This window comes from Solirubrobacter pauli, from assembly GCF_003633755.1.
Lineage (GTDB): Bacteria > Actinomycetota > Thermoleophilia > Solirubrobacterales > Solirubrobacteraceae > Solirubrobacter > Solirubrobacter pauli.
Genome location: NZ_RBIL01000001.1, coordinates 743,450 through 755,822 on the forward strand (window position 1 = coordinate 743,450; position 12,373 = coordinate 755,822).

Below are 12,373 nucleotides of genomic sequence, written 5' to 3' on the forward strand. Positions count from 1 at the left end.
GACGCCGTCGCCCACGATCTGCTTAAGCGGTGGTGCCGCTACTGGGTACCCTGCGCGTGGTCGCCCGGACGCAGCTCGACCGATTAGGGCTCGACACGGAGCGGTGGACGGGCTCATGCGATCGGTGCTGTCTGCGCTTTCTCGGGGCATCCGTGCGGCTAATAGAAGACGTACTTGAACCGCGTGCCGTCACAGAACCGACGGAGCTTGATCCCCAGTGTGCTGCCGTGGCTGCGGTTCTCGCTTGAGGGGACGTACGCAACGTGGGCCTTCCAGCCGCGTGGGTCGCTGCCGCGCACAAGCCCCTTGCCGCGGCCGCGTCCGACGGCAGGCGGATACTCGTCGCGATCCCGTCCCGCGCGCGTGGCCCAGCCCTGCAGCAGCCGGTCGCGGCGGGCGTCCGCGCCGGGCCGGTTGAGCACGAGCACGCGCGGCCAGCCCCGCCTGACGGCCGCCTCGAAGTGGCGTTTGATGTTGGGGTACTTGGTCTTGGAAAACGAGATCGGCTGCACCCCGGACGGGCGCGTGCACGCCGGCCGGGCCGGCTTGACGGCCGGCGCAGTCGAAGCGGCGTCACCGCTGGCCGACGGCTTCACGCACGGGCAGGGCAGCGACTCGCAGTGGACGCCGTCGGCGTCGTCGTCACCGTCGACTCTGTCGGCGGCCCGCTGCGCGGCCGCCTGGTTGCCGTAGGTGGCGCACATGCTGGCGGCACGGGCCCCCGGCTCGAGCAGCGGGTAAGCCTCGGCGGTCGGCGCGAGCGCACCGAGCATCATCAACACCAGCAGCGCGATGCGCGGCAGCAACGACGTCCCTCCTGTGGACACTGAACCTCTCTTGAGCGGCGGCACTCTATGGAGCACCGTCGACCTCAGCAACCCCGCACACCACAGACTGGACGATCGTTCGGCGCTTCGCCGCAGGCGCTCAGGTTGGCACGGGCCACCGCGTCCACCCGGGAAGGCGCACCGCCGCGGACGCATCTAGGATGCGCGCCGCCGATGACCAAGGACGACTTTCTGCGGGCCAACCGCACCCGCCTCTCAGATAAGACCCGGTACGAGCGCCGGTACGTCGACGAGGTCCTCGCGCGGGTGCCGGGGTTGCGCTGGGAGGCCGTGCAGGCGCAGACGCCGTTCGTCGACGCCGACGGCGTGCGGCGTCGGATCGACTTCACGATCATCGAAGGCGAGGCCGTCAAGATCGCGATCGAGGTCGACGGCTACGACAAAACCGGCCGCGGACATGGCATGACGCGTGCCGAGTTCGCCGACTGGTCACGTCGCGAGCAAGCGATCGTGGCCGCCGGCTACCGGCTGATCCGCGTCGCCAACCGCCTCATCGACCGTGAGCCGGAAGCGTGCGCGCGCACCGTGGAGCTCGTGCTCAAGCGTGAGCGCCAGTTGGCGGCACTGATCGCTCAGCTGCCCGCTGCAGCGCAATCCGATCTCAACGCGGCCCGCAAGCAGCACATCGGCGAGATGCTGACAACTGCCGAGCGGGCTGAGCTCGACCAGCTGGCCGAAAGCCACAACGCGGCGATCGACGCGCTTCAGCAGCAACTGCAGGACGAGATCGAACGCCGGCAAGGGGCTGAGGCGGCGCATGATCGCGCGGAACGGGACCGAACGGGGATGGTGACGCTCGCTCGAGCCTTCACGGTCGGGACCGTGGCGATCGCCGTGACCGTCGCCGTTGCGGCGCTTCTGCTCACGCGCGATAACGACGATGCGAACGCCAGGACCGCTTCGGCGGGCTGCGCCGACGCCGCTTCGTGGACCGAGGCCGAACGGCTCCGCGGCTCTGAGGCGACGCTCCGCGGGCCCGTGGCAGCGGCGACGTATCAGTCGCGGACGCGCGGCCGGCCGACGTTTATCGACGTCGGCGCACCCTACCCGGACCGGGGGCGACTGATCGTGGTGGTCTGGGGATCCGATCGCGACACGTTTCCCGACGCGCCCGAGCGCCTGTACCGTGGCCAGTCGATTGCGGTCACCGGACAAGTCACGAACTTCCGCGGTCTATCGCAGATTGAGGTCAGCCAGCCGGCCCAGATCTCCATCTGCTGACAAAGCGGGCGGCGATGTGCCGGCCGCGGAGCGTCGCTTCGGCGTGTTCCTGCGAATGGATTTCTGAGCTGGACAGCCGCGCGCGGCCGTGGACGATACGCCCGGTGGGGGCCCGACGGTGTGCGCAGCAAGCAGCGGGCAGCGGCACCACGCCAGAACGCGCCCTACCGTCCGTAGCGGCGCGTGTGTCCCTTACGTGCGTGTCCGCTGACGTATGTCCCGTCACGGCGGAAGTAGCCGCGAACGTAGGTTCCGCTCACCGATCCTTCGCCGACCGGCGAGCGCCAGGTCGCGGCTGGCCAGCTGGACGGACGCGCGTACGGCGTCGTCGGCAAGCGGGTCGGTTGCGGGGTCGGCAGGCACTTCCAGCACAACCAGTGTCCGCCCACTCCGGGCACCTCGACGGCTTCACATCGCAGGCAGTGAAGCCAGCCGTCGGCCGTCTTGAGGCCCGTTACATCAAGGTCGCGGATGCGGCGCCAAGCGCGATCGTCAACGTGGCCGTCGGGCGAGAGCTTCGCCGCTTCTTCTTCGGACAGCAGGCCAAGGGCCACCACCTGCAGCAGGTGGGCGAGCGCCATCGAGATCGCTCCCGACGTGACCAGCAAACGCCATTCGGAGACCGGGACGCCCCGCGATCGTGCCCCGGCCGTCTTGCGCGCCCCGGGACGCGGTCGTGCGCGGCGGTCCCCGGCTGGCACGGACGTCGCCCCTAGCCGACACACCGTGCAAATCCAGGCGTTCGCCCCGCCAGCCACCGAAACGGATTCGCACCGCAGACATGGCGTGCCGTCCGATTTCGGCTTCAGGTCGCGAATTAGCCGCCATGGCGTCTCGCGCACGTAGCCTTCCGGCGCCAGCGCGGTTGCTTCTTCCTCAGACACCACTCCCGCGTGCACGAGGCGCAGCAGATGCGCCAGCCGCGGGAAGACGCGGTCGCGCGTGACTTGGTCGCGCCATGGCGACACCGGGCTCCCGGCCGTTCGCCGAGCGCGAGTCTCTCGCTCGGATGGAATCGCGCTCTGCTCGTCCACGGGCAAGGCGTGGATCAGCAGCCACGCGTGGTCGCGGACGTTGCCGTCCGGAGCGAGGCGTCGTGCGTCTGCGCGCGAGATGACGCCGTGGTCGACCAACCGCTGCAGGTGCTCAGCGCGTGACGGAGTACCGATCGTGCGCCAGCGACCGCGTGCCCTGAGCCAGGAGGGGGAGCGCGAGCCCGCGCCGGCGCTCACGGGCGCCCAGCACGGTCCGCAGAGCGCCCAACGCGCATGACCGGCGCTCACAGCGGCGCCACACTGCGCGCAGGCGACCGCCGGCTGCGCCGCGGCCATGGTCTCTTCCGGAACGGAATCGATTCGGCCATCGCGAACGTGTCGCAACAGCGCGGCGAGACGCCGGTACAGCTCGTGCCGTTCCTGCGGATCCTCGCGGGGAGTCTCGGAATCCGCTGCATCGCCAAGTTCTGGGGAGGCCTGCGACGACTGTGGAGCTCGTGCCGCCAGCTGCGCGGTCAGCAGCTCCAGCTCACGTTTGAGCTCGTCAAGCCGGAAGACGAGCGGGTCCTGCTCAGCGTCCGCCGGCTCAAGCCCCGGTTCTGGTTGTTGCCGCTCGACGCTCAACGGCTCAGTCGGTCCTGATCCGTCGACCCCTTTGGCCCGCCGGGCGCCTGCAGTGAGGCCGGTGATGGCAACACGGAACTTCACGTCCCGGATAGTCGACCGGCCGGGGCGTCCCTGGAGCGACGGCGGAGAAGCGCCGTGTCCTCAGCGCTCGGGACGGCGGCGAGCCGCCGCGGCTCAGTGCGTGTCGGCGCTGCCCGCGCGCTCACGTCAAACCCAGGAAGCCTGACGCCCCCTGCTGGCAGCCACGGCCTAGGCGCGCGGGGTCGAGGGCGTGGTCGGCAAACCCGTCCAGCGGCGCGGGGATCGACTTGAGCTTCGCCGCAACCTCCTGCAGCCGCGGTGACCCGCCGTCGCGGGCCCCCGTCATCGGCTCGGGCGCGCAAACAGCTCCGCGGCGATGTCCTGCAGGCCGAGCCGGTCGAGCATGGCCAGGAGTTTGGAGACGCTGTAGCTGCCAGCGAGGTAGGTGACGAGCACGTCACTGGACGCCTGCAGTCGGCCCGCAATCGCGTCGATGACGCCGTCTGACGCGGTCAACCAGCGGCCGTCGCTCGTCAGCCACCAGAACCCGGGCCCGTCGATCCAGACGAGCGACGCATGCCAGCCCGATCGCAGTCGCGTGCTCGGGCAGTTGCGCGACCAAGCGGCGTTGCCGTCGACACGATCGGCGGTCCATGGGCGTTCGAGCCCGGCCGCCGGCTCCCCATATCGGTCCCAAATAGGCAGGTAGACGACCGGCAGCTCGAGGTCGTCGGCCCAGTAGGCGCGGCCGAGATCAAAGGTGAGGATCCCGTCGACGCGCGCGTCCCAGCCTTCCGTCGCGGGTGACCGCTCGATTGCGAGCGGGCTGTCGGCTTGGAGCAGCTCGTTCGCCTCGGTCACCGCGTTGAAGACATCGGGGCTCAGGTTCGCGAGCCGTGCGAGCCCGTCGCGGACGGCGGCGACCTGCGCGCTGTGCCGGACGCCGAGGGTCGCCCAGACGGCGAAGTGCTCGCAGTTCCACTGCAGCAGCGAGTACCCGCGGCTGTCGAGCAGGCTGAGCGCCCGGATCGCCGCGATCGACGGCCGCAGCCGGGCGAGCGGGCGGCCGTCGAAGGTGTGCGGCCGATACTCGACGATTTCCCCGCGCGGCGTGCCGGCGACGAACGCCTCAGGGGCGGTGACCTCGACGCAGGCCGACTCGATCCTGGTCGGCTCGCCCGTGAAGTGCACGACGCGCCCGTCCCCGAGGGTGAGCCCGTGGTGCTCGTAGGCGGTCACGCCGGCGATGCGGCGTGGCGCGGCGATGTGCCGGCCTGCGGTTTGGCGCTCGTCGAGCTCGGCGGCGTCCGCGGTCTCGAGCCGCAGGCACGACTCGGTCCACTCGTCTACCGGACGCGGAGCCGTACTACCGAGGCGTGCCAGCGCGCTGGGCCTTGGAGCGGCCGGTGCGGTGGGCGGCGTGTGCCGAAGATCGAACGGCGCACCATCGTCCATGAGCTGGTCGAACGCCGCCATCGAACCGTGGCTCGCCGCGCCGCCGGAGGCGCGAATGAGCGCCGCAAGAGCCTGCAGGGCGTCATCGGTGCGGCCGTCGTCAAGCGCGTCGCCTGCGCGCTCAAGCAACGGCAGCTCCACGTCGCGGTGCCGTCGCCGATCAGCCGCGTCCTGCTGACGCAGCCGCGCCTCATAGCGAGCGATGCGCGCCATCGTCCTGCGTGCGGCGACACGGACCGCGTCCCGCTCATGACGAGACGCGCGGCTGTCCGCCGCGGCACGAGCCACGAGCTGGGCGCACAGCTCGAGCTGCGCTAGCACGTTGACCGTCGGGTCCAGGGGGACGCCCGGGACCAGCTGCTGCGGTGCGGTCACGCCTCGTCGTCGAGGTTGTCGATGGTGCGACGGCTGCTGGCCTTCACGCTGCCGGACTCGGTCGTGAGCGGCAGGTCGACCAGTGTCCGGACCGCCTTCGCCAGTCCAGCCGCGACCGCGACCGTCTCCTGCTCCGAACGCGCCAGCCGGCGATAGTCACGTTCGCGCGCGACGACCCGTTCCAGCTGGTGGGCCTGCGTGTCGAGCCGACCGGCGAGCCGCTCGAGCACGCCCTGTGCGCGTTCGGCAAGGTCCCCCACCGACGCGAACTGGGTGCGGGCGGCGTTCATCTTGGCGACAGCTTCCTCGACCTCGGCTTCGTTGGCTTCCGCGTCCCGCAGCGCCTTCCCGCCGCGGTGCCAGAGCACCGCCCCGCCGACGAACAGGGCCGGCGCCACCGCGACGCCACTCAGGACCATCGTCCCGGCAGCCACCCCGCCCCCGCCGGTCGCCAGCGTTCCGCCGCCGATCCACGCCAGCGTGGCGTTGGTCGCGGCCGCGCCGCTCAAGCCCCCGATCGCCGTCCCGGTGCTCGCCGTCGCGAGGCTGCCGACCGCGAGCTGGGCGAGCGCGCCGACCCCGGCCCCGGCCGCATAGCCGCTGCCACCGCCCGCGAGCATCTGGGACGCGGTCATCCACGGCTTGAGGTCGACGTCCCGCAGGTCCGCGAGTTCGACCGTGTCGACCGGGAAGGCGTCGTCCGTGATCGTGGCATCGAAGGCGACGTGCTTGAGCTTGGAGAACGCGGCCACGAACCGCGCCATCGGACCGGTCATCGCGTCGAGCTTGGCCTCACCGTAGGCCGCGAGCCGCTGCTCGACGACGTCGCGCGCGTCGGTGAACAGCTCCTGGTGGACCTCCAAGTAAACAACGGTGTCGGCATGCAGCCGCTTCGCGCGCCGCATCCGGCTGATCCCGATGCCGCCGCCGGCGGCCCCGGTGCCACCGGTCAGCACGAGTGCGCCGCCCACGAGCAACAACGGCAGCGGCATCAGTCGGCCTCCACCGTCGTGACCAGCGCGCGGCCGCGGTCAGCCAGGTCGCGCGCGTCATGCGCGAAGGCGAGGAACTCGTCCACGCGCTCGCCCAGACCAAGCTGGTCGGCGAGTTGCTGCAGCAGCGCCCGCTCGGCGCCGTGCTCATCGCCGTCGATCACGGCGACGCCCGCGAGTTCGATCAGGAACGCGTTGCGCTGCGTCGGGTCCGTGAGCGCGTCCGCGGCTTCCTGCACCACCTCCGCGAACGTCCCGCCATCTGGGAGCTCGGTGAGCCCGGTCTCGATGCCGATGGCTTCCAGCATCGCCAGCTCGCGCTCGTGCGCGATGTCGTCGGCCTCGATCATGAGGCGGGCCGCGCGCGCGAACAACACGCTCTGCCCTTCGTTCAGCAGTGTCAAGAACATCGTGTCCCCCGTAGTCGTCCGTGGCGCGCGACTCTGACAGCGAGCACGGCAGAAGTCCAGAGTGCGCAGGAGCGCGCGTTCGTATCGCCTGCGGCAGCGTGTCAGAACCTCGGTCCGACCCGCGCCCCGATCGCCGGCGCTCGCGGCGCCGCACCGCGGCGCGCCGGTCAGCGCACGGACCCAACCCTTGTTCCCTACTCGCAGGTACAGCCCTCGATGCCACCAGCCGCCACGCGTCGCCTAACGATCCGCGACCGGATGAGAGAGGCTGCGGAAAACGCGCGAGTGTTCACGGCGCCGAGCGGCGATGCGTATGTCGCCAGCGTCTGGGCGCCCTCAGCGAGGAGGACGGGTTCGTGGCTGGGTTGAGCACCGGCGGCGGGTCCAGCGCGGTCGCGGCCTCCGCCCATGCGGGGTGTGAGCGCTTCCGGCTGACCGATCCGCTGATCACGCGCGTCAGCCGACGGGCGCTGGCCGCCAAGCTCGACGCGCCCGACCTGGGCGCGGGGATTCCCGAGGCGCGCTGGATGCGGGCGATGACGTTCGAATCGCTCGTGCACTCGGAGCGGTTCGTCTCCGAGCTGCTGACCAAGGCCGTCGGCCAGCTCGGCCTGTCCCGCCCCGAGTTCACCCGCCGTCGGTCAGGCAAGGACTCGCTCACGACCACCGCGGCCGAACTCGCCAGCGCGCACCAGCACGCGGTCGACGCCGACACGGCCACGATGCTCACGGCGCTCCTACCCCGACATGGAGGCCACGGCCGAGGCGACGCCGGTCAAGCCCGACTTCGCGATCGTCTGTGCCCGCCAGCACGGCGACCAGACGGTCGGGTCGTGGCTGATCATGGGCGACGCCAAGGACTACGAACGCGTCCGCTCACGGATCGACGACACCCGGCTGCTCAAGGGCTTCCTGCAGGTCGCGCTCGGTGCCGCGTCGGCGGCCGCCTGGAGCCAGCGACCCGAGAGCATGCACGTGCACCGGTCCGGTGCACTCGCCGTCCCCCGCAACGCCTTCCTTCAGCCAGAAGCGCTCGTCGAACGGCTCGACGACCACCTGCGGGAGGTCCGGGCCCGAGCCGACGAGCGGCTCGAGGTCATGCGCCGGCTCGGGCCCGGCGCGCCGAGCGAAGAGCAGCTGCCCGGCTACGTCGCGCACGTCCGCAGCGAGTTCGACCCCGACAGCTGCGTGACCTGCAACCTCTTCAGCTACTGCCGTGAGGAGCTGCGCGCCGCCGGCGATCCTGAGTCGCTGCTGATCGACATCGGCGTCGAGCGCCTCACACGGCCCGCGGTCATCGGGCTCGTCGACCAGACCAGCGCACTCGGCCGCGCACCCGCCGCCACGATGGCGCAGGTTAAGGCCACGGTCGACGGGACGCCGGTGTGGTCGCGGCGGCGCCGCACGGACCCGGGCGGGCTACCCGGCTCGATCAACGTCGTGCTCGCCAAGTCCGACGCGGCCGCCCTCGGCGTGCACGGGATCGCCGTCCAGCGCACCAGCAAGCGCGGGGCCAGCGCCTGGATCACGCGCACGTTCGCCGACCCCCAATCGCCGCAGACCCGGCGGGCCCTGATGCGGCTGATCGGCACCGAGATCGCGGCCGCGCACGCCGCCGGCGACCTACCCGTGCACCTCGTCGTCCCAGACCGTCCGACGGCCGACGTGCTCGCCTCCGCCGCCGACTCACTCGCGGGCGTCGAGCTCAGCCGCCTGCGCTGGGAGCACGACGTCGAGATGGGCCGCGAGCCGCTGACGTTCGACGGGCAGCCGGCCACCATCCCCGACGCGCTCGATGCCGAGGAGCGGCTCGCCGTCAGCTTCCTGCTCGAGGAGGACCGCGCCCGCGCGATGCGGCTGCGCAGCCCGGTCGTCGATCTGCGCAGCGTGCTCAGCGCGCACATGGTCGCCGGCGGCCCCAGCGCCGACAGCGGTCGCCTCGACTACCTGGTGCGCTGGGCGGAAGCGAAAACGCCACGCCAGACGGTCGAGCACCGCGCCGTCTCCGACGCAATCGCCGAGTCACTGCAGACACCGGGGGCGCGACTCTCGAACGCGCACTCAGACGCGATCCACGCCGCGCTGCGCGGCCCGCGCCGCGACCCCAAGCGCTACCGCCGGCTCGTCGAGGACGCGCTCGCCTACAAGATCGACGTCCTCGAGCGCGCGCTCGCCGTGCTCGAAGGCCGCGAGGACTCGCAGCTCCGCGCCGTGCACCGGGCGCTCGAAGCCGATGCCCAGGAGGTCTGGGGCCGCCGGCTGGCGCTGCAGGCGTCCGATCTCGTGCGCTTCTCGCGCACCTACCGGCCGTGGCGCAACGCGCAGGTCGAGATGCTGGACGCCGACGGCGTCTGCTTCGCGCAGCTCGCCGCGCTCGCCGACCATGACGCCGCCCACGATCTCGCGCAGGACCCCGGCACGCGCAAGCTGGCCCTCGCCACCGTCGTCTCGGTGACCCCGCTGCGGCTGGAGGTCGCGTCGCGGCGGATCGGCGACGGTACGACCATCGTCGCCCTGCATCACAATGAACAGGCGCTCGTCGAGCGGCCCACGACGTCGCTGAAGATCCAGAAGGGCAGCTTCAAGTTCGGGCAGCTGCCGCTCGGGCCGCTGGTCGCCGATCCGCGCTCCGCCGCGCTGACCTGGGAGCCGACGATCACCCCGCACGTCAAGGCCGGCGACCTGCTGATCATCGCCGACGCCACCTGGTTCGGCGACGGCAAGCTCTTCCAGTCCGGCCAGGAGATCGCCGTCACCCGCCCGAGCCTCGACAACCAAGCCGCCCCGAAGCCGAGCTGCACCCCCGACTCCTACGAGCAGTCGCCCGCCGAGCACCACTGGTGCTGTCGCCCGACGCCGTCGTCGAGGCCGAGTGGGCCGACACGCTTGCGGAGCGCCGCGCCCGCGGCGAGCTCAACCCCGACGTGTGGCCGCCGCTCGTCGACGAGGACCGCTTCGACGTGCTGGCCGACGACACCGATGTCGACCCGGACGTCGAGACCCAGGCCGTGCCCGCCGACCTCACGCTCGATGACGTCGACTGACCTCCCCCAGCCGGTCACGTTCGGCCCGCCGCCGGCCATCGCGCAGGACGCGCGCCATCACGAGCAGGCCGCAGCCGGCAACATCGACGCCGCCGACCGCGCGATCCAGCGACTGCGCGAGCTGCTCGACGGCGACACAAGCCAGAACAAGATCCTCCTACGCGCAGCGGCCGGCGCGGGCAAGTCGTACGCGCTGCGACGCATGGTCAAGGAGGCGCTCGAGCACCCGGCGTGCAGCCGCGTCGCAGTCACCGCCTTCGCCAACAAGCAGGTGTTCCCGCTCGCGGGCGATCTGGGCAAGGAGCTCGGCGCCAAGCACGTGTGCCTGTTTATCGCCGAGAAGCGGCGCGCCGACGTGCCCGAGGACGTGCTGGACCACGTCACCATCGCGCACTCCAGCAAGACGATCCCGGCCGGTGCGACGGTGATCGTCGGCGTCTCGCACAAGCTCGGCGTGCGCGGCGAACGCGCGCGGCTGGTCGAGCTGCTCGGACCGGCGGCCAACGGTGAGCGCCCGTTCGACGTGCTGATGGTCGACGAGGCCTGGCAGCTGCCGCTGCACCGCTTCGCCACCGTCGAGGGGCTCGCGCCGATCATCGTCGGCGTCGGCGACGTCGGCCAGCTGCCGCCGATCGACCCGGGCGAGAACCCGTGGCGCGGCGACCCCGGCTACGACCCCTACCGCGCGTGGCCGACCGACTTCGACGGGCTCGCCACGACATGCTCGATCGACCTGCCCGCCGTCTGGCGCCCGACCGCCGAGCAGCTGCCGCTGTGGCGCGCGTTCTACGGCGACTGGGACCGGCTCGACTGCGTCGCCGCCCCCGGGGACCGCTCAATTCGGCTGCCTGATCTGGCGGGCCCAGTCAGGGATGTGTGGGGCGCGGTGGCCACGGGCCGGCCCGTGCTGCTCGAGTTCGACGGACTCGAAGACCCCGAACAGGCCGACATCGACCTGCCGCTACTCGACGAGCTCGAGCGCCTGCTCGACCCGTTGCTCGCGGGCGGCTTCGAGATCGTCGAGCGCCGCTACGACGGCACCGGCCACCCGCAGGACGAGCGCACCGTGAACTCCTTCGATCCCGAGGGCGACCCGCTCATCGTCGTCCTCGCCACCCGCAACCAGGCCGTCGACGACGCCACCGAGATGGCCGAGCGCCTGACCGAGCGCTACGACCTGCCCGACGGCGTCATCCGCGCCTCGACCGTCGACTCCTGGCAGGGCCAGACCAACCGGATCACCATCGCCGTTCATCCGCTGTCGGGTGCCGCCAAGCTCGACGACTTCAACTCCGCGTTCGGCCGACTGGCCGTGACATGCACTCGCGCCACCCACGGTCTGCTGATGGTCGCCCGCGCCGGCCTCGACGACCTGCTCGCCACGACGCCGCCGCGCCCGGGCACCCCGTTCGGCGAACCCGGCACCCGCTCGCTGCCGCGCCAAACCCACCAGCGGATTCTGGCCTCCTTCACGCGCGTCAGCTGCCCGCGATTCGGAGTCGTGGTGAGTCGAGCCGCGATCGTGTTGCAGCCCGATAACGATTCATCCCCTCAACCGTCTCTGGCCTGTCCGCGCCGGCCGCCGACAAGGCGCTGACGGGGCGCCGCGTCCTGGCCGCTCGGACCCCGGCCGCTGGCGAGCGCCACACGGAACAGGCGCACCCCATCGATGCCATCTAGCCCGAGGCTTTCCACCCGCGCCTCGTCGACCTTGAGTGACCGGTGCGCCGTCCGCCTCCGCCCTCCTCGCTGCGCGCGGTCGACCACGTCAAGGCCGCGCTCAAGTTCGGCAGGGGACTCGAGACAGCAGGCGTCCACGTGAAGATGGCGCAGCGTGAGTTCCTCGTTGTCGGCGAGATGCCAGAGACCGTCGAACACCGACTCGATCAACCCTTGCGGCCAGCCGTGACCGGTGGGGTGCGAGAGCACCACATCGGTCGTCTCGGGCCAGCGCCGGTCGATCTCGCGAACGAGGACGTAGGCCGCAGCGTAGTAGTAGTCACGCCAGATCTCATCGCGGCGCGTGTGGTGCCGCTCGTAGAAGTTCGGCACGCTCACGGAGCTGCGATCGCTCTGTACCAGCGCGAACCGTCTCGACGCATCTGGGACGTCGCAGAGCGCGAGCCACAGCCCGTCCGCACGACTGCTCATACGTCTCGACAGGCGCCTTACCAGCTCGTCGCCCTGTCCGCGCCCAAGTGCCGTGCCGAGCGGCGAGAAGCTGACCTTCGCGGCGGCGATCATCGGCGCATCGGCCGGAGCGACGTCGGCGTCGTAGTGGATCGAGATGGTCGCCCGCTGGCCCCTGAGTTCAGTCAGCATCAGCGCAAGTCAAGCACCGAGAGCCCGGTCGCGGGGCATGTGGAGTTCTTCTGGTTCGCCGGA

The 12,373-nt window shown here is 71.3% G+C and carries 8 protein-coding genes; 2 read left to right on the forward strand and 6 right to left on the reverse strand.

Going from position 1 to position 12,373, the window contains the following annotated elements; translation table 11 throughout:
• Window positions 1–158: 158 nt before the first annotated feature.
• Complete coding sequence (locus tag C8N24_RS03440) at window positions 159–806, reverse strand: hypothetical protein (protein ID WP_121248022.1); 648 nt, start codon at window positions 804–806, stop codon at window positions 159–161.
• 195 nt (window positions 807–1,001) lie between these two features.
• Here C8N24_RS03440 and C8N24_RS03445 point away from each other — a divergent pair, with 195 nt between their 5' ends.
• On the forward strand, window positions 1,002–2,069 hold the full coding sequence (locus C8N24_RS03445; protein WP_121248024.1) for a hypothetical protein: 1,068 nt from the start codon (window positions 1,002–1,004) through the stop codon (window positions 2,067–2,069).
• A gap of 164 nt (window positions 2,070–2,233) precedes the next feature.
• Here C8N24_RS03445 and C8N24_RS33265 read toward each other — a convergent pair whose 3' ends face one another.
• The 4 genes from C8N24_RS33265 to C8N24_RS03465 all read right to left on the reverse strand — a co-directional run bounded on the left by C8N24_RS33265 (window position 2,234) and on the right by C8N24_RS03465 (window position 6,944).
• Window positions 2,234–3,772 (reverse strand): hypothetical protein, encoded by a 1,539-nt coding sequence (locus C8N24_RS33265; RefSeq protein WP_147447609.1) that lies wholly within the window; start codon window positions 3,770–3,772, stop codon window positions 2,234–2,236.
• Between the two features lie 282 nt (window positions 3,773–4,054).
• Window positions 4,055–5,542 carry a lecithin retinol acyltransferase family protein gene (locus C8N24_RS03455; protein WP_121248028.1) on the reverse strand — a complete coding sequence of 496 codons (1,488 nt, stop codon included), beginning with the start codon at window positions 5,540–5,542 and terminating at the stop codon, window positions 4,055–4,057.
• The gene (locus tag C8N24_RS03460; RefSeq protein ID WP_121248030.1) at window positions 5,539–6,534 is read right to left on the reverse strand and encodes a hypothetical protein; all 996 of its coding nucleotides are present in this window, start codon (window positions 6,532–6,534) and stop codon (window positions 5,539–5,541) included. The genes C8N24_RS03455 and C8N24_RS03460 overlap by 4 nt, the downstream gene beginning before the upstream one ends.
• Window positions 6,534–6,944: a hypothetical protein gene (locus C8N24_RS03465; protein ID WP_121248032.1), complete on the reverse strand. Its 411-nt coding sequence runs from the start codon at window positions 6,942–6,944 to the stop codon at window positions 6,534–6,536. Before C8N24_RS03465 ends, C8N24_RS03460 begins: the two co-directional genes overlap by 1 nt.
• A gap of 747 nt (window positions 6,945–7,691) precedes the next feature.
• Between C8N24_RS03465 and C8N24_RS34570 the strand changes: the two genes are divergently transcribed.
• A complete protein-coding gene (locus tag C8N24_RS34570; RefSeq protein WP_211339824.1) occupies window positions 7,692–11,585 on the forward strand; it encodes a DEAD/DEAH box helicase family protein in 3,894 nt (1,297 codons plus the stop codon).
• Here the strand turns inward: C8N24_RS34570 and C8N24_RS03480 are convergent.
• Window positions 11,540–12,310: a hypothetical protein gene (locus C8N24_RS03480; protein ID WP_121248036.1), complete on the reverse strand. Its 771-nt coding sequence runs from the start codon at window positions 12,308–12,310 to the stop codon at window positions 11,540–11,542. The genes C8N24_RS34570 and C8N24_RS03480 overlap by 46 nt on opposite strands.
• Between the last annotated feature and the right edge of the window lie 63 nt (window positions 12,311–12,373).